We start from the raw sequence: 17,324 nt of genomic DNA, 5'->3' as shown, positions 1-17,324 counted from the left end.
TGGCGCAACCATGCTGTGCCCGTCAGTGCCACACGCCTCTCCTATGAAAAAAGTTCTGATCGGTGTACTTGGTCTGGCCGGCGTGTTGGTCCTGGTGGCCGCGGGCGGCCTGTACTGGTTCAAGACCCAGTTTGACGAAGCCAGCGCCAAAACCGTAGCGTCCCGGCCCGCCGAGTTTGGCGACCACAGCATCCTGTTTGTCGGCGCCCACCCGGACGACGAGCAACTGGTGGCCGGCCTGCTGGTGCAGGCCCGCGCCGAAGGTGCCAAGACCTACATGCTCACCGCCACCCGTGGCGAAGCCGGCCAGCAGCACCCGCAGATCGCCCGGCAAAAAGACCTGGGCGCCGTGCGCATGGCGGAAACGCTGGTCAACAGCTACGCGCTGGGCGTGGAAGCCCATGACGTGCTGAACTACCCCGACAGCGGCGTCATCACCGTGCCCGAGGAAGAGCTCATCGCCGCCGTGCAGGCGCGCATGGTGCTGTGGAAGCCCGACACGCTGGCCACCTTCTGGCCCGAGAGCGGTTTTTCCAAACACAATGACCACATGCGCATGGGCAAGGTTGCCAAGATTGCTGCTGAGCGCCTGCGTGCCAAGCCGGTGGACGGCTACGCCGGTCCCAAGCACATCGCCTACCCGCTGGCGCCCAGCAAAGCCATGCGCCTGGTCGGTGGCGAACGCGGCAAGTGGGTGGCAGACCACCAGCCGCCGGCCCAATACAGCATCTACAGCAACCCGGCGGTCAAACTACGCGGCTGGGAGATCCACGCCACGCAACGCGACTATGTGCAGGCCGACTATGGTTTCCCGGCCTGGTTTGTGCACCGCATCTGGAACTCCGAGCACTATTACGTGGAAACGCTGAAATAGTGTGAACAGGCGTTAATCGGCTTGCCAGCGGGGGGCATTGAATCCAGAATCGGTGGCATTGAAAATCCCTCCGTGCCGCACACATCCCGGCACGACACCGTAGCCGATGAACTTTCTGCCTGGCAGCTTTAAATACCGTCTGACCCTGATTTTGGGTGTGCTAGCGCTGTGCGTGGGCCTGCCAGGCTATCTGTACCTGGACCATATCTATGCCCGGCAACTGGTGGCAGACCGCGGCCAGGCGCTGCATGGCCTGGCCACAAGCACCGCCAATGCGCTGACCGAAAACCTGCGCGAACGCCAGCGTGAGGTGGACCTACTGGCGCAAACATCCCTGTTTCGCCGCGCCGACTATGCCGACCCTGAACTCACGCGCAGCATAGAGCGCCTGCAACAGTCCTACCCGCACTACTCGTGGATCGGCTTTGCCGACCCGCAAGGCCAGGTACGCGTTTCCACCCAAAACCTACTGCTCAACGCCAACGTGTCGGCCCGCCCCTGGTTCGGCGCGGGCCTCAAAGGCAGCTATGTGGGCGACCTGCATTCCGCCGTGCTGCTGGCCAAACTGCTGCCGCCGGAAAGTGGTGACGCAGGCCCTGTGCGATTTATCGACTTTGCCTCTCCCGTGCTGGACACCGCAGGCCGTGTACGTGGTGTTCTGGGCGCCCATGCCCACTGGCGCTGGGCGACCGACATCGTACGCAACACCACGCCGGGCAACGCCAAGGCCGAGGGCATAGAAATTTTCATCATCACCAAAGACCGGGAAATCATCTATCCCGAAAAAGTCGCCGAGGGCGTGCAGCCCCCCAGCAAGGTGGACACCAGCCAGCCCGTTGGTTTTGACCGCTGGGGCGGCGCGGAGGAATACATGACGGCGCAGGCCGCGGTGCGCGAACGCAGCCCCACACAAACGCTGGGCTGGCAGGTGGTGGTGCGCCAGCCCACCAGCGTGGCGCTGGCGCCGGTGCGCACCCTGCAGCGCGCCGTCTTGTTGGGCACGCTGGCCATGTCCGTCATCTTGCTGTTCATGGCCTACTGGATTGCACGGCGATTCGGCGAGCCACTGGAGCAACTGGCTGCACGCGCCCGGCAGATCGAGCAGGGCAACGAAGACCTACAATGGGTCATCCCCCAACGCAGCATCGAGGTGGAACACCTGGTGGACGCCCTGCGCAGCACGGCCGCCACTTTGATCAGCCGCAGACGGGCACTGGAAGACGCCAATGCACACCTCGAAAAGAAGGTGGAGGAACGCACCGCCGAGCTCGCCCGTGCCAACGAAGAACTGCAGTTTCTGGCCCGCCGCGACGCCCTCACCGGCATGGGCAACCGCCTGGCCAGCATGGAGCGGCTGCACGAAGAATTCCTGCGCATGAAGCGCGCCGACAAACCCTACGCCACTCTGATGCTGGACATAGACCACTTCAAACGCGTCAACGACACCCACGGCCACGCCACGGGCGACGCCGTGCTGCGCGAAGTGTCCCAAACGATACGCGCCACGGTGCGCGACACCGACTTTGTCGGCCGCACCGGTGGTGAAGAATTTTTGGTGCTACTGCCCGCCACCAGCCTGGAAGAGGCCTTGCTGGTCGCCGAAAAAATTCGCACCGCCGTAGCCGCCACACCCCAGCCCCCGGTGGGTCAGGTCACCATCAGCATTGGTGTGGCACCCGCGCACCCGGACGATGCCAATGAGGACATGTCTGTCAGCGCGGCGGATGCGGCGCTTTACCGGGCCAAGGAAAGCGGCCGCAATCGGGTGGCGGGAATTTAGCAATGCGCTATTCCCGCATAGACCCCATCTACACTGACAAATAAGGAGAGACCATGGCACTTTTGGGCAAAGGGGCTATCGCCATGTGGTGGGACATCGCGTCCGACCACAGGGCCGAATTCGAGGACTGGCACACCCATGAACACTTCCCGGAGCGCATGGGCATTCCGGGGTTTCATCGCGGCTCGCGCTGGGCTGCCGCAGACGGTGGCGAAGGCTTCTTCGTGATGTACGAGCTGGAAGCGTACGAGACCCTGGTCTCCCCCGGCTACCTGGCGCGGCTCAATGCACCCACGCCCTGGTCGTCCAAGATGATGCCCCACCATCGAAATATGGTGCGCAGCCAATGCCGCGTGCTGGAGAGCAGTGGCGGCGCCCTGTCGCGCCACGCGCTGACAGTGCGTATCTCCCCCGCCGAGGGCGCCGCAGACCGGCTGCAAAGCCATTTGCGCGAACTGGCCCAGACCCTGTCGACACGGCCTGGCACCACCGCAGGCCATTTGCTGCAGAACCAGACACCGAAGATAGCCCCCACCACCGAGCAGAAGATTCGCGGCGGCCCCGATCCGGCGGCCGACTGGATTTTTATTGTGTGTGGATACGACCTGAAGGCACTTCAGGCGCTTGTCACATCCGAGCTGTCAGACGCCGCGCTGGAAGCGGCCGGGGCTTGCGCGGGTGCATTGCGCGGGGTTTATGCGTTGTCGCATTCCAATACCGCAGAGGACGTCGGCTGACCATTCAGATGTGGACAGTCATGCCCAGGCCATGGCGATGAGGAACTACTGGTACTACCGAAAGCTGGTGGACCAGCGCTACTTCACCGCCACGGGCTTCGGCGCAGCCGACTTGCCGGTTGATACGACAGGCATGCTGATGCTGTAACGCCGCGCCATGACAGCGTATTCGCCAGAGGCAATCAACTTGCTCATTCCTGCATTGAAGGCCTGGCGAAGCGTTTCATGGTCCGCATCCTTGGTAAACGCGAAATAGCCCACCTCCGTTCCAATGATGGGCGCAACAACCGCAAAGTTTTCCTGCTTGCCTAACGCAGCCATGCCCGCCGTGGTGTTGCGCTCGTTGGCCACGAAGAAGTCCATTCGGTCATTGAGCAACATGGATAACCCGCTTTCCACCGTGTGGGCATTGGTCACCCCCAGATTCACACGCTCCTGGTCAAAAGGCTGGCCGTAGGCCCAGCCGAGTACGGCCACCAGACGTTTGCCCTTGAGCGATTCGTAACTACCGTCCCAACCGGCTTTGGACCCTGCCAGCTTGTAAAACACCATGTTGTCCTGGTAGAAGGGCTGATCGGCAAACAGAAAACGCTGCTCCCGTGCAGGCGTTTTGTACGGCCCCACCAATACGTCCGCACCACCGTTGGCAACCATGTCCTGCGCCCTGGCCCACGGATAGATACCGAACTTGATACTCAGACCCTGCTGCCGTGCAATCGTGCGGACCAGTTCTACACCCAGACCGACGAATTCACCTTGCTCGGTTTGCTCAAATATCCGCGCGAAGGTGGTTCCCACAACCAAAACTTCTTTGGCCTGCAACGCGCATGCGGTCAGCACGCCGAGAAGGCAGACGGCTGTACGTAGGAGAATTAAAGGACGAAACATGTCGCGCCACTTATATCGCATCAAACTGCTCTAGAGACACTAGACGAATGAACGCCAAACGTAATCGCGGTAGTAATACACAGCACGCCAAATAAAAATGGCTGCCTGATAGGCAGCCACGGATTGAAAGTAAATGGTAGGGCGTGAGTGACTTGAACACTCGACCAAAGGATTATGAGTCCTCTGCTCTAACCAACTGAGCTAACGCCCCAGACCAATCCAAGATTGTAGCGGGCTACAGCGGGCCTACTTGTGGTGGCTCAGCGCGTTGCTGACCAGCTTGGAGGTGATGTCTACGATCTGGATCATGCGGTCATAGGCCATGCGCGTGGGACCGATGACACCCAGCGTGCCGACCACCTTGCCGTCCACCTCGTACGGGCTGCTGACGATGGACAGGTCTTCAAAGGGCACGACCTGGCTCTCACCACCAATAAAAATGCGCACGCCTTCGGCCTGGCCGGCAATGTCCATCAGGCGCATGAGCTGCGCTTTTTGCTCAAACAAATCAAACGCGCGGCGCAGGTGGCCCATGTCGCTGGAAAAGTCAGACACCGACAACAGGTTGCGTTCGCCCGAGATGACCACTTCGTCCTGTGTCTCGGTCATGGCTTCGGAGCTGACGGTGACCGCGGCCTGCATGAGGGCGGCAATTTCGCTGCGCAGTGATTCCACCTCACCCTGCAGACGGGTGCGCACCTGTTCGATCTCCAGCCCCACGTAATGGGTGTTGAGAAAGTTGGCTGCTTCCACCAGTTGCGACTGGGTGTAATCCTGCTCGGTGTAGATGACGCGGTTTTGCACGTCGCCGTCGGGCGAGACGATGATGACCAGCAGGCGCTTCTCCGACAGGCGCAAGAATTCCATGTGCCTGAACGCCGAAGTGCGGCGCGGTGCAATCACCACACCGACAAACTGCGACAGGTTGGACAACAGGTTGGCCGCGTTGGAGATGACTTTTTGCGGCTGGTCGGGCGCCAGGCTGTGCGACTGGTATTGCGCGGGCTGCACGGTCAGCATGGTGTCCACAAACAGGCGGTAGCCGCGCGCCGTGGGAACGCGCCCCGCAGAGGTATGGGGGCTGACGATGAGGCCCAGCTCTTCCAGATCCGACATCACATTGCGGATGGTCGCGGGTGACAAATCCAGGCCCGAGGCCTTGGACAAGGTGCGGCTACCCACCGGCTGTCCATCAGCGATGTAGCGCTCTACCAGCGCTTTCAACAACAACTTGGAACGATCATCGAGCATCGGGCCATTCTAGGGCCTGCTCACACTATTTTTGCCAGTGCGAACAGCATGAGAAAAGCGCCAATCTAGGCGCGGGACGACGGCAAGGCTGGCCGCCTTGGCTAGGACTGCAACGACGAGTGGCGCTTTTCTCATGCCGTTCCCTTCGGGTTGTGGCCAAAAAAGCCACGCGCGGCGTTGCAAAGCCTTACCGGGGACGACCCCGGCTGCGTTTTGCGCCTTGCGCATGGCTTTTTTGACGCACAACGCATCTGGCAAAAATAGTGTGAGCAGGCCCTGGGTGATCTATTTAGTGTCTAATTTGCGAATGAAGTCCAAATTCCGCCAGGTTGCGCTCATAGGCAAATACCACGCTACCGCCGCGGGCTGCGCCGGGGCCTCCACGCGCAAGGCGCTGGACGACATTGCCCACTTCCTGATGGACCAGGGCTGCGACGTGGTGCTGGAGGCCGACACCGCCGCCAACATGGGCCTGACCAGCTACACCGCGATGGACGTGGCCAACATTGGTGCGCAATGCGACCTGGGCCTGGTGGTGGGTGGCGACGGCACCATGCTGGGCATTGGCCGCCAGCTGGCGCAGTACGGCGTGCCGCTGATCGGCATCAACCAGGGGCGCCTGGGCTTTATCACCGACATTCCGTTTGACCAGTACAAGGTCACGCTGGGGCCCATGCTGGCGGGCGACTACGAGCAGGACGACCGCAGCCTGATGCAGGCCCGCGTGATGCGCGACGGGCACTGCGTGTTCAGCGCGCTGGCCATGAACGACGTGGTGGTCAACCGCGGCGCCACCTCGGGCATGGTGGAGTTGCGCGTGGAGGTGGACGGGCGTTTTGTGTCCAACCAGCGGGCCGACGGCCTGATCATCGCCAGCCCCACAGGCTCTACGGCCTATTCACTGTCCGCCGGCGGACCGCTGTTACACCCTTCCATTCCGGCCTGGGTGATGGTGCCCATCGCCCCCCATACATTGTCAAATCGGCCTATAGCCCTCTCCAACACTGCGCAGATAGCTATAGAAATAGTAGCAGGCCGTGACGCCAGCGCCAACTTTGACATGCAATCCCTGGCCAGCCTGATGCACGGTGACCGCATCGAAGTCACGCTGTCAGAGCACCGGGTGCGCTTCTTGCACCCCAAGGGCTGGACTTACTTTGACACCTTGCGGCAAAAAATGCACTGGAATGAAGGCGTGGCCTGAAGGCCCTAGCGAGACAAGCGAGATATGGCACTCAAACGGATTGTTCTCAGAGACTTTGTGATCGTCAGCGAACTGGAGCTGGACCTGGAGTCCGGCTTCAGCGTACTGACCGGCGAAACCGGCGCGGGCAAATCCATCCTGATTGACGCGCTGCAACTGGTGACCGGCGCGCGTGCCGATGTGGGCGTGATCCGCGAGGGCGCGGCACGCACCGACGTGAGCGCCGAGTTCGACACCGCACCCGGCCTGCAGGCCCTGCTGGAAGAAGCGGGCTTTGAAGACAGCGACACGCTGCTGTTGCGCCGTACAGTGGACACACAAGGCAAGAGCCGCGCCTGGGTCAATGGCAGCCCGGCCACGGCGCAGCAGTTGCGCACGCTGGGCGAACAGTTGCTCGACATCCACGGCCAGCACGCCTGGCAAAGCCTGACCCGGCCCGACGCCGTGCGCGGCCTGCTGGACGCCTACGCCAAAGTGTCAACAACCACCCTGTCCAACCTGTGGACCGAATGGCGCCAGGCGCAAGCCGCGCTGGCCCAGGCCGTGGCAGCGCAGGACTCGCTGCAACGCGAGCGGGAGCGCCTGGCCTGGCAGATTGGCGAGGTCGACAAACTTGCACCCCAGGCCGACGAATGGGACGAACTCAACACCAGCCACAGCCGCCTCTCCAACGGCCAGGCCCTGCTGGACGCGGCCGAGGGTGCGGTGACCTTGCTGGAAGACGGCGAACTCAACGCGCTCAAGCCGCTGCAAGCCGCCTTGCAACTGCTACAGGCCCAGGCGCATCTGGAGACCGATTTCAAGGACCCGCTGGATGCCCTGACCTCCAGCGTGGCACAGATCGAAGACGCGGTACACACCCTGCGCGGCTATGCCCGCCGCACCGAGCTGGACCCGCAACGCCTGGCCGAGCTGGACGAACGCATGGCGCTGTGGGTGAGCCTGGCGCGGCGCTACAAACGTGCGCCCGAAGACCTGCCCGCGCTGCTGGATACGTGGAAGACCGAGCTGACGCAACTGGATGCGGCGGCCGATCTGGACGGACTGCAAATACGCGAGAAGAAAGCACATGCCGCGTATCTGGCCGAGGCCAAAGCCGTTTCCAAACAACGTACCAAGGCCGCGCCGCTGCTGGCGCAAAGCATCACGCAGGCCATGCAGGGCCTGGGCATGCAGGGCGGGCAGTTTCAGGTGGCGCTGGAAGCCGCAGCCCAGCCCATGCAAAGCGGGCTGGAAGACGTGTCTTTCCTGGTGGCCGGCCACGCGGGCAGCACGCCGCGCCCAGTAGGCAAGGTCGCATCGGGTGGTGAGCTGTCACGCATGGCGCTGGCCATTGCGGTCACCACCAGCCAGCTCGGCACCGCGCAGACCTTGATATTTGACGAAGTGGATTCCGGCGTGGGCGGTGCCGTGGCCGAAACCGTGGGCCGCCTCATGCAGCAACTGGGCGCGGATCGCCAGGTGCTGGCCGTCACGCACCTGCCGCAAGTAGCCGCCTGCGCCAACCACCATCTGGTGGTGGCCAAACACATGGCAGGCAAGCAAACACTCAGCACCGTGGCCGCCGTGTTTGGCGAACAGCGCGTAGGCGAGATCGCCCGCATGTTGGGCGGCGAAAAACTATCGAGCACCACCCTGGCACACGCCAAGGAAATGCTGCAAACCGGCGCTTGACCATGGCAGACACCACCATGGAAATCGTGCTCATCACCGGCATGTCAGGTTCCGGCAAATCAGTGGCGCTGCACGCACTGGAAGACGCCGGCTACTACTGCGTGGACAACCTGCCGCCCGAGCTGCTGTTGCCCTTTGTCGAGCTGGAGCAAAAGCACCAAGCCCACCGCCTGGCCATCGCCATGGACGTGCGCAGCGCCACTTCGCTGCCACAGGTGCCGCAGCAACTCCAGGCTTTGCGCGCCCAAGGCATCGTCGTCAAGTCACTTTTCTTGGACGCCACCACCGACACGCTGGTGCGCCGTTATTCCGAAACCCGGCGCAAACACCCGCTGTCGCAAAACAGCTCGGACCACGGCGTCCAGGACGAACGCCGCGCGCTGGTGGACGCGATTGAGCTGGAACGCGAGCTGCTGGCCGCACTGCGCGAGCAGGCCCACGTCATCGACTCCAGCATCATCCGCCCCGCGCAACTGCAGGGCTACGTGAAGACACTGATTGCCGCACCAGGCGGGCAACTCACACTGGTATTCGAGTCCTTCGCCTTCAAGCGCGGTGTGCCGTCAGACGCAGACTACGTATTCGACGTGCGCATGCTGCCCAACCCGCACTACGACCCCGAACTCAAACACCTGACCGGGCGTGACCAGCCGGTGATCGACTTTTTGCAGGCACAGCCCGATGTGGACTTGATGCTGCACCACATCATCCATTTCCTGGAGAACTGGCTGGACGCACTGGCGCGGGATCACCGCAGTTATGTGACGGTGGCGATTGGTTGCACCGGGGGGCAGCACCGGTCGGTTTATCTGGTGGAGAAACTGGCGCAGCGGTTTGGGCCGGAGTGGATCACGCTGAAGCGGCATCGGGAGATGGACGCGCGGTGAGTTTTATGTGCCAAAAGTGGCCCTAGCCCTTTTGGAATGTGCGCAGGTAGCTATTTATTTCATAGCATTTTTCGGTTTCTTGCCAGCTAAATTCGCTTCGGCGGGATGATTTGATGTTTTGGCATGTCGGGTTGTGCGCCCGACAGCGCAGTAACTTTTCTTTGCTTCGCCAAAGAAAAGTCACCAAAAGAAAGGCGACCCTGCTGTCTGCGTCCCCTACGCTGCGCTTCGGGGCAACCTGCGGTGCTCGGTGTCGACGGGGCCTGGCTCGAACTCGCCTTCGGCTCAAACAATCGCCAGTCCTGATCCGTCGCCCCCTGCGCTCCTCGGCGCATACAGAAGGGATTGGGGGAGCACAGGCCATCGCTGCGCTCGGCCAAGAGAGATGAATACCCGTCCGCGCGCAGCGCGGACGAAGTTCGGACTTTGGTATCCGGCTGTCTGTATTTGGACTCCACGCCGTAATGAGGAGGCGAGTAGCGCAGGTTTGGGCGGATCAGGGCTGGCGATTGTTTGAGCGCAGCGAGTTCGAGCCAGACCCCGCCCAAACCGAGCAACGCAGCGTGCCCGTAGCGAAGCGAAGGGCCGACGAATCCGGCTCGCCTTTCTTTGCTTACTTTCTTTGGCGAAGCAAAGAAAGTAAGTGCGCTGTCGGGCGCACATCCCGACATGCCAAACAATCAAACCTTCTCAGTAGAAAAAAGCTAAGCCCCAGCGGAAACCAACAACTTCCGAATAGGCGCCGGCAACCCCGCAGCCTCCCACTGCGCCGGAGAAAACCACTCCCCCGCTCCTAAATCCATAGCTTCCTGCGCAACCTCCACGCGGGCTGGATGCAGAAAAAGGTCTTTGTGCGTAAGTACATGGGTAAACACCGGCAACATCTCCAGCCCCCGCAGCAAGCGAGCAGACAGTGCCGCACGCAAGGCATCCTCACTGTCAAACAGCGGGAAACACTGCAATCCAGCCCACACCCCCGGCGTAGGCCGCTTCGACAACCACACCGCACCATCCTCGCGCTGCAACCACAACAACCAAATCGACTGGCTCGAACGCTTGAGCTTGCGTGTGCGCACCGGAAAGCGCTCCGGGTTACCCGCCTTCCTGGCAACACATGAAGCCTGCACCGGACACGCCGCACAGTTCGGTTTCTTGGGCAGACACACCGTGGCGCCCAGATCCATCATGCCCTGGGTATACCGCGCCATGTCCTGGCTGCGCTTGGGTATCAACGTCGTCGCGGCGTCCCACAAGGCGCGTTCGTTGGCGGACTGCGCCAGATCCGCATCAAAGCCCAGCACACGTGTCACCACCCGTTTCACATTGGCATCGAGAATCGCCACGCGCTCGCCAAAACACAGCGAGCTGATGGCTGACGCGGTGGAACGGCCAATACCGGTCAGTGTGGTCAGTGTGGCCGCGTCGCGTGGGAACTGGCCGCCATGCAACGCCACCACATCCTGCGCGCAGCGGTGCAGGTTGCGTGCGCGGCTGTAATAGCCCAGACCACTCCACAGGCCCATGACCTCATCTTGTGAAGCAGCGGCCAAGGAAGCAACGTCAGGGAATTTGTCGAGAAAACGTGCGAAGTAGCCACGCACGGTGACCACCTGGGTTTGCTGCAGCATGATTTCAGACAGCCAGACCCGGTACGGGTCCTGGGTGTTCTGCCAGGGGAGGTCGTTGCGACCGTGCTGCTTTTGCCACTTCACCACCTGGGTGGCGAAGTCACCTCCGGGACGCTTCACATGCAATGGCCGCCGCGCCGGGCCGCCCCAAGCAAGGCCGCGCCCCCTCGGGGGGCAGCGACCCGCGTAGCGGCGGAACGTGGGGGCCACATTTTCAGGCGAGCTCCACGTCCACTTCGGTCAGCGCAGCGGGTTCGTTGGCGGTGATGAGGTAGTTGGTGAGCTCGGACAGCTTCACGTCCAGCTGATTCAGCGCCGTGCCTTGTTGTTCGATTTCCTGGATCCGGTCTTCCAGTCCACCGGCAGCCTGCTGGATGCGGTCAATCGCTTCGATGCGGCGGGCAAAGTTGCGGCGGCGCTCGCGCAGTTGTGCGTCCAACTGGGCCGCGGCGGATTTGCTCCACAGCTCCACGTCGGCCAGCGCGTGCTCATGGATGCCACGCAGGCGCGTGGACAGCGCGCGCACCAGGCGGTCGGAGAACTCGGGTTGCGCCAGCTTGAAGGCGTTGCCAATGCCAAGGTACTGCAGATGGCTGCGCTCCACCAGGTTCAGGTCATTCACAAAACCAGCAAACTGCGGCTCGGTCGGGGCCTGCAGCGAGAAGCCATATTCGCCGTTGAGTTGGCGAAAGGTGGCGGCCAGCATGGTGTGGATTTCGCCGGTGAGCGACTGCACTTTTTGCAGGTTGCCGCGCAGGCGGTCAAAAGTCTCGCCATAGGCTTTCTTGACACCCAGCTTGAGGCCCTTTTGCATCAGCGCGCCGGTCAGCTGGGCCATCTCGGCCTTGAGTGCCTTGGAGCCCAGAATGCTGAACACTTCGCGCAACAGCTTGAGGTGCACCGAACGCACGGCGTGGATCTTGGCGCCGCCCACATCAAACTCGGCCTGCTCTTGCGAAATGCGCGAGCGCATGTGTTTGATGACGGAGGCGTTTTTGCCCTGCAGGCCCTTGAGCTCCATCATCTGCTCGGTCAGGTCGCGCTTGCGGATATTGATGACACGGCCGGTTTCCAGCCGCAGCTCGGAAATACCGCCGTTCATGGCCGACGCGAGAATTTTTTGGCGTTTTCCCATCATGCCGCGGCCCAACGCGTCTTCGAGCACGGGCAGGCAGCTTTGTTTGAGCAGCGCGTCGTCGTCAGTGACCTTGGCGACCAGGCCTTTTTGTGCGGAGACCGCAATCACCTGGTCTTTGGGGATGCCCAGGATTTCCGCGGTGCTGGCCTTCTGGCGGTCAATCTGGGCCTGGATCTGGGCGGGCGTGCTCAGCGCATCCCACAGCGTGTCGATCTTGTTGAGCACCACCAGGCGCGCATCGGTATCGCTGGATTCAGTGATCAGGTGTTCGCGCCAGATGGACAAGTCAGACTTGGTGACACCAGTGTCGGCACCCAAGATAAACACCACCGCATGCGCCTGCGGAATCAGGCTCACGGTCAACTCAGGCTCGGCGCCAATGGCGTTAAGGCCCGGGGTGTCCAGAATCACCAGCCCCTGCTTGAGCAAAGGGTGGGCGATATTGATCAGCGCGTGGCGCCACTTGGGCACTTCGACCATGCCTTGCGCGTCGACCATGGGGTTGTCTTCGGGTGCCTGGTTGTGCCAAAAGCCCAAGGCCCGGGCTTCGTCTTGCGTGACCTTGCGGGTTTCGGCCACTTTTTCGAGCGCGGCGGCCAGTTGCTGGGGGTTGTTCACATCGAGGTCGATGCGTGTCCACTTCTCGGGCGCCATGCGCCATTCCATCAGGGCCTGGGGTTGCAGGCGTGTCTCGATGGGCAGCAGGCGCAGGCAAGGCGGCACGTCGGCGTCATACCCCATCTCTGTGGGGCACATGGTGGTGCGGCCGGCGCTGGCGGGCATGATGCGGCGACCGTAACCGGCGAAGAACACCGCGTTGATCATTTCGGACTTGCCGCGCGAGAACTCGGCAACGAAGGCGACCATGACCTTGTCGGAGCGCACCTGGGTCTCCAGGCGGCGCAGGCGTTCTTCGACGGCGGCGTCCAGCAGCTCGTGGTCCTTCATCCACTCGCCCAGCAGCTTCAGGCGCAGCGCAAATTCGCGCCGCCAGGTACCGTGCTGGTCAAATTGTTCGTTGAATGAAGTAGCCAAGAGTCCCCCGTGAATCTTTCAATATAGCACCGCGCGCAGCTCGACACGCAGGAAAAGCAGCTTTGAGCGCCGCCGGGCCGCCCCAAGGCGCGAAGGCCCCCTCGGGGGGGCAGCGACCCGCGAAGTGGTGGAGCGTGGGGTTCATTTCTGGCAAATGGGGCAGAAAAACGTCGAGCGCTGGCCCTGGCGGATTGACTTAATCGGAGTAGAGCAAACCCGGCAGGCCTCGCCCTCGCGCCCATAGACCATGGCCTCCAGTTGGAAATAACCACTCTCGCCCTGCGCATTGGAAAAGTCCCGCAACGTGCTACCGCCCTTCTCCACGGCACGCGCCAGCACATCGCGCACGGCTGCGTGCAAGCGGGCCGCGCGGGGGCCGCTGATCTTGTTGGCCTTGGTGGTGGGGCGTATGCCGGCCAGAAACAACGCTTCAGACGCATAAATATTGCCCACGCCCACTACCACCTCACCGGCCAGCAGCACCTGTTTGATGGGCCCCTTGCGCAGCTTCAGGCCCTGCTGGAATTGCTTCAGGTCAAACCCATCGCCCAGCGGCTCCACACCCAGGCGGCCCAGCAGTTTGACGGCCACCGGGTCTTGCTCACTGGCGGCATAGACCACGGCGCCAAAACGCCGCGGATCGTTCAGGCGCAACGTGCCGTGGGTGGTTTGCATGTCGAAATGGTCGTGCACACCCGGCGCCGGCAATTGGCGGTCAAACGCCACACTGCCCGACATACCCAGGTGCAGCAGCAACAAGCCGTCGTCCAGGTCCAGCAGCAGGTATTTGCCACGGCGGCGCACACCCCGCACGCGCCGGTCAATCAAGATTTTCGGTTCAATCCCCAGCGGCCAACGCAAGGCCTTGCCCATCTGTACATCGCGGATTTGCGCCCCGGCAATGCGGTCGGCAAAGCTCAGGCGCGTGACTTCAACTTCGGGCAATTCAGGCATGGGTGTCCAAGTGGGGTACAAGCTTCTTCAGCTTGGATTATTATGGTCTGATGACACGACCCAAGCGCCGCATTGCCCTGACCCTGCTCACCGTCCTTGCCTGTAGTGGCGTTTGGGCTGCGCCGCCTGCCGACGCTGCGGAGCCAGCCAACTCAGGCCTGAACAGCGAGCTCTTTTACCAGTTGCTGGTAGGCGAAATGAGCGCACGCAATGGCGACGCCGCCAGCGCATACGGCCTGCTGCTGGACGCCGCCCGCAAAACCGGTTCGGAGCGTTTGTACGAACGCACGGTGGAAGTCGCCCTGCAAGCGCGCAGTGGCGATTCCGCCCTGCTGGCAGCACAGGCCTGGGTCAGGGCGTATCCGGCGTCACAAGATGCCAACCGCTATTTGCTGCAGATCCTCATTGGCCTGAACAAAATCCCCGAGACGCTGGAGCCCATCCGCCGCGACCTGGCTGGCATGGCGCCCAAAGACCGGCCTTCTGCCATTGCGTTGCTGCCCCGCTACTTTGCACGCGCCACGGACAGGAAGCTGGCGGCCACTGTCGTGGAACAGGCACTGGCCGGCGAACTGGCCAGCACCGCAACCGGCCCCGTCGCCTGGTCCGCCATCGGCACGCTGCGCTATCTGGCAAGCGACATCGACGGTGCTATCGAGGCCACACGCCGCGGAGCCGCCCTGAACGCCAAAGCCGAAGAGCCCATCCTGCTGGCGCTGGGGCTGATGGATACCAAAAACCCCGCCGCCGAAGCCATTTTGCGCAAGTATCTGGACGGCAAGCCGCTGCCAGAGCTGCGCATGGCGTATGCGCGCAAGCTGCTGGACGCCCAGCGCTACCCCGAAGCGCTGGTGCAAATGCAGGTGCTGACCACCGAGAAGAAAGACTATGCAGAAGCCTGGCTGGTGCGTGGCTCACTGGAGTTTCAGGAAAAACAATTCACGGCGGCCGAGGCTTCCCTGAAAACCTATGCCAAGCTGATCCCGCCTGCCGCGGATGACGCAGAGATGGACCGCGGCCTGGTGCAGGCCTATTTGCTGCTGGCGCAGATTGCCGAGCAAAACCAGAAGTTTGACGAGGCACAGGCCTACCTGCAGCGCATCAACAGCCCGCAGGACGCGCTGCGCGTACAAAGCCACCGCGCCATGATCCTGGCCCGCCAGGGCAAGATCGAAGAAGGCCGCGCGCTGATACGCAACACACCAGAGATCAAGGAAGAAGACGCACGCGCCAAGGTCAGCGCCGAAGTGCAACTGCTGCGCGACAACAAGCAGTACGCGGCCGCCTATGAACTGCTCGGTACCGCCGTCCAGCGTTTCCCGCAGGACATCGATCTGGTGTACGACCAGGCCATGGTGGCGGAGAAGGTGCAGAAAATTGACGACATGGAACAGCTCCTGCGCCGCGTGATTGCGGCCAAACCGGACTACCACCACGCGTACAACGCGCTGGGTTATTCGCTGGCAGACCGCAACCAGCGTCTGCCTGAGGCGCGCCAACTCATCAGTAAAGCGCTGCAGTTTGCGCCCAACGACCCCTATATCGTGGACAGCATGGGCTGGCTGGAATTCCGTAGCGGTAATGCAGAGGAAGCTTTGCGCCTGCTGCAAAGCGCCTACCAGGCACGCCCCGATGCAGAAATCGCCGCCCATATGGGTGAAGTGTTGTGGAGCATGGGCCGGCAGGACCAGGCGCGCGCCATATGGAACGAAGGCAAAGGCCTGAACCCTGAAAACGAAACCCTGCTCGAAACCCTGCGCCGCTACGGCCCCAAACCGTGAATGTGGTGCAACGCCTGTGCGCCTGGCTGGCCGCCTCTTTAGCTATTATTTTTATAGCTGGTTGCGCAACTCCCATAAGGGATAGAGCCGAATTTCCTCCTGAAAGATCCTGGCAAGGGCGTCTGTCCCTGAAAGTGCAGACCACGCCCGTGCAGTCTTTCGCGGCCAGTTTTGAATTGCTGGGGGATGCGCAAGCCGGCGTGCTGTCTTTTACCTCGCCTCTGGGCAACACACTGGCGCGCCTGCAATGGGATGCACGTTCGGCCCAACTGGTCACCACCGGTGCGCCGCAGAATTTTGAATCGCTGGACGCACTGACCCGCCACGCCACCGGCGCGGAATTGCCAGTGGTCGCCCTGTTCGCCTGGCTACAGGGCGAACCCGCCAACGCAGCCGGCTGGGAGGCGGACCTCAGTGCTTTGCCGGAAGGTCGCCTGAACGCCCGTCGACTGGCGCCAGAAGTACCTGCCGAGCTGAAAATCATCCTGGACAAGTAATACCCAGCAGTGGCTGACCCTACCTGGGGTAGCCCGGCGGCGGGTTGCCCTTCACACCACAGAGATAATGCCGCCCATGCAGTCGCTCTACGACATCTCAGCTCCCGCAAAACTCAACCTGTTTTTGCACATCACCGGCCGCCGAGCGGACGGTTACCACCTGTTGCAGTCGGTCTTCATGCTGATCGACTGGTGCGACACCCTGCATTTCGAGCTGCGCAATGACGGCAAGATCACGCGTGAAGACCTGACCTGGGCATTGCCAGAGGATGACCTGAGCGTGCGCGCGGCCCGCGCACTGCAGCAGGCCACGCAATGCCCGCTGGGTGCGCATATAGGTGTCGCCAAATCGGTGCCAGCACAGGCCGGCATGGGCGGCGGATCGTCGGATGCCGCATCTACGTTGCTCGCGCTCAACCGCTTGTGGAAACTGAATTTGTCGGTGGAAGCCTTGTCGCGTATCGGCCTGGCGCTGGGTGCCGATGTGCCTTTCTTTTTGGGCGGGCGCAATGCCTGGGTTGAAGGCATAGGTGAGAAAATCACCCCGCTGGAACTGCCCGCCACACGTCTCGTCGTGGTGAAACCCGAGGCCGGACTGGAAACCAGACAAATTTTCTCTGACCCGACTTTAAAACGCGACTCAGAGACTGCTATAATCTCAGGCTTCGCTGCAAATACAGACGGTCGCATATTCAATTTCGGCCGGAACGACTTGCAAGCCGTTGCCCAAAAGCTCTGCTCTGGTGTAACCCAAGCCCTCGACTGGCTTGCGGACCAAGGTTTGAGGGGTCGGATGACAGGCTCTGGAAGCGCGGTGTTTGCGCACTTGCTGCAAGATAGTGGGTTGGATCTGAATCTGGTGACACCACCGGAATCGCTTCAAGTCCGGTTATGCAGCGGTTTGGAAGTTCACCCCTTATTGGGATGGGCATCCAGCGACGGCAAAATGTCGCAAAACGACGGTTTTAGCGGTGGGTAGCTTTTAGCTGCCAACCT

Annotated in this window: 14 protein-coding genes and 1 tRNA gene; 9 read left to right on the top strand and 6 right to left on the bottom strand. The window is 62.0% G+C overall.

Going from position 1 to position 17,324, the window contains the following annotated elements:
• The first annotated feature begins 43 nt into the window (after positions 1–43).
• From RS694_RS04380 to RS694_RS04370, 3 genes are all read left to right on the top strand, one after another.
• A complete protein-coding gene (locus tag RS694_RS04380) occupies positions 44–874 on the top strand; it encodes a PIG-L deacetylase family protein (RefSeq protein WP_029709650.1) in 831 nt (276 codons plus the stop codon).
• 106 nt (positions 875–980) lie between these two features.
• The gene (locus tag RS694_RS04375; protein WP_029709649.1) at positions 981–2,654 is read left to right on the top strand and encodes a sensor domain-containing diguanylate cyclase; all 1,674 of its coding nucleotides are present in this window, start codon (positions 981–983) and stop codon (positions 2,652–2,654) included.
• Positions 2,655–2,707: 53 nt separating this feature from the next.
• Positions 2,708–3,391, top strand: coding sequence for a DUF4286 family protein (locus tag RS694_RS04370; protein WP_029709648.1), 684 nt, complete (start codon positions 2,708–2,710; stop codon positions 3,389–3,391).
• Positions 3,392–3,469: 78 nt separating this feature from the next.
• On the opposite strand, the gene RS694_RS04365 is transcribed toward RS694_RS04370, so the two are convergent.
• From RS694_RS04365 to hrcA, 3 genes are all read right to left on the bottom strand, one after another.
• Positions 3,470–4,189: a substrate-binding periplasmic protein gene (locus RS694_RS04365; protein WP_161631579.1), complete on the bottom strand. Its 720-nt coding sequence runs from the start codon at positions 4,187–4,189 to the stop codon at positions 3,470–3,472.
• A gap of 224 nt (positions 4,190–4,413) precedes the next feature.
• Positions 4,414–4,490, bottom strand: a tRNA-Ile gene (locus RS694_RS04360).
• 35 nt (positions 4,491–4,525) lie between these two features.
• Positions 4,526–5,530, bottom strand: coding sequence for a heat-inducible transcriptional repressor HrcA (gene hrcA / locus RS694_RS04355; RefSeq protein WP_029709646.1), 1,005 nt, complete (start codon positions 5,528–5,530; stop codon positions 4,526–4,528).
• Positions 5,531–5,837: 307 nt separating this feature from the next.
• Between hrcA and RS694_RS04350 the strand changes: the two genes are divergently transcribed.
• The 3 genes from RS694_RS04350 to rapZ are packed head-to-tail and all read left to right on the top strand — an operon-like array spanning position 5,838 to position 9,295.
• Positions 5,838–6,734, top strand: a complete 897-nt coding sequence (locus RS694_RS04350; protein WP_029709645.1) for an NAD kinase — start codon at positions 5,838–5,840, stop codon at positions 6,732–6,734.
• A 24-nt stretch (positions 6,735–6,758) separates the two neighbouring features.
• A complete protein-coding gene (gene recN, locus RS694_RS04345) occupies positions 6,759–8,408 on the top strand; it encodes a DNA repair protein RecN (protein ID WP_029709644.1) in 1,650 nt (549 codons plus the stop codon).
• Between the two features lie 2 nt (positions 8,409–8,410).
• The gene (gene rapZ / locus RS694_RS04340; RefSeq protein WP_037248555.1) at positions 8,411–9,295 is read left to right on the top strand and encodes an RNase adapter RapZ; all 885 of its coding nucleotides are present in this window, start codon (positions 8,411–8,413) and stop codon (positions 9,293–9,295) included.
• 704 nt (positions 9,296–9,999) lie between these two features.
• Here the strand turns inward: rapZ and mutY are convergent.
• The 3 genes from mutY to mutM all read right to left on the bottom strand — a co-directional run bounded on the left by mutY (position 10,000) and on the right by mutM (position 14,050).
• Positions 10,000–11,043 carry an A/G-specific adenine glycosylase gene (gene mutY / locus RS694_RS04335; protein WP_029709642.1) on the bottom strand — a complete coding sequence of 348 codons (1,044 nt, stop codon included), beginning with the start codon at positions 11,041–11,043 and terminating at the stop codon, positions 10,000–10,002.
• A gap of 94 nt (positions 11,044–11,137) precedes the next feature.
• Complete coding sequence (locus tag RS694_RS04330) at positions 11,138–13,096, bottom strand: dynamin family protein (protein ID WP_029709641.1); 1,959 nt, start codon at positions 13,094–13,096, stop codon at positions 11,138–11,140.
• A 141-nt stretch (positions 13,097–13,237) separates the two neighbouring features.
• Positions 13,238–14,050 carry a bifunctional DNA-formamidopyrimidine glycosylase/DNA-(apurinic or apyrimidinic site) lyase gene (gene mutM / locus RS694_RS04325; protein WP_029709640.1) on the bottom strand — a complete coding sequence of 271 codons (813 nt, stop codon included), beginning with the start codon at positions 14,048–14,050 and terminating at the stop codon, positions 13,238–13,240.
• 50 nt (positions 14,051–14,100) lie between these two features.
• Here mutM and RS694_RS04320 point away from each other — a divergent pair, with 50 nt between their 5' ends.
• The 3 genes from RS694_RS04320 (at position 14,101) to ispE (ending at position 17,307) form a co-directional block, all read left to right on the top strand.
• Positions 14,101–15,831 carry a tetratricopeptide repeat protein gene (locus RS694_RS04320; RefSeq protein WP_029709639.1) on the top strand — a complete coding sequence of 577 codons (1,731 nt, stop codon included), beginning with the start codon at positions 14,101–14,103 and terminating at the stop codon, positions 15,829–15,831.
• Positions 15,828–16,328: a lipoprotein insertase outer membrane protein LolB gene (locus RS694_RS04315; RefSeq protein ID WP_029709638.1), complete on the top strand. Its 501-nt coding sequence runs from the start codon at positions 15,828–15,830 to the stop codon at positions 16,326–16,328. The genes RS694_RS04320 and RS694_RS04315 overlap by 4 nt, the downstream gene beginning before the upstream one ends.
• Positions 16,329–16,404: 76 nt before the next feature.
• Positions 16,405–17,307 carry a 4-(cytidine 5'-diphospho)-2-C-methyl-D-erythritol kinase gene (gene ispE, locus RS694_RS04310; protein ID WP_029709637.1) on the top strand — a complete coding sequence of 301 codons (903 nt, stop codon included), beginning with the start codon at positions 16,405–16,407 and terminating at the stop codon, positions 17,305–17,307.
• The last annotated feature ends 17 nt before the right edge of the window (positions 17,308–17,324 follow it).

The sequence above is a fragment of the Rhodoferax saidenbachensis genome (genome assembly GCF_001955715.1).
Taxonomy (GTDB): Bacteria; Pseudomonadota; Gammaproteobacteria; order Burkholderiales; family Burkholderiaceae_C; genus Allorhodoferax; species Allorhodoferax saidenbachensis.
Note: the sequence above shows the minus strand (reverse complement) of the source record. Positions and strands in the feature narration are given on the sequence as shown.

Coding starts and splice junctions, on each gene's coding strand:
- RS694_RS04380 (WP_029709650.1), top strand. CDS start 44: ATGAAAAAAGTTCTGATCGGTGTACTTGGTCTGGCCGGCGTGTTGGTC.
- RS694_RS04375 (WP_029709649.1), top strand. CDS start 981: ATGAACTTTCTGCCTGGCAGCTTTAAATACCGTCTGACCCTGATTTTG.
- RS694_RS04370 (WP_029709648.1), top strand. CDS start 2,708: ATGGCACTTTTGGGCAAAGGGGCTATCGCCATGTGGTGGGACATCGCG.
- hrcA (WP_029709646.1), bottom strand. CDS start 5,530: ATGCTCGATGATCGTTCCAAGTTGTTGTTGAAAGCGCTGGTAGAGCGC.
- RS694_RS04350 (WP_029709645.1), top strand. CDS start 5,838: ATGAAGTCCAAATTCCGCCAGGTTGCGCTCATAGGCAAATACCACGCT.
- recN (WP_029709644.1), top strand. CDS start 6,759: ATGGCACTCAAACGGATTGTTCTCAGAGACTTTGTGATCGTCAGCGAA.
- rapZ (WP_037248555.1), top strand. CDS start 8,411: ATGGCAGACACCACCATGGAAATCGTGCTCATCACCGGCATGTCAGGT.
- mutM (WP_029709640.1), bottom strand. CDS start 14,050: ATGCCTGAATTGCCCGAAGTTGAAGTCACGCGCCTGAGCTTTGCCGAC.
- RS694_RS04320 (WP_029709639.1), top strand. CDS start 14,101: ATGACACGACCCAAGCGCCGCATTGCCCTGACCCTGCTCACCGTCCTT.
- ispE (WP_029709637.1), top strand. CDS start 16,405: ATGCAGTCGCTCTACGACATCTCAGCTCCCGCAAAACTCAACCTGTTT.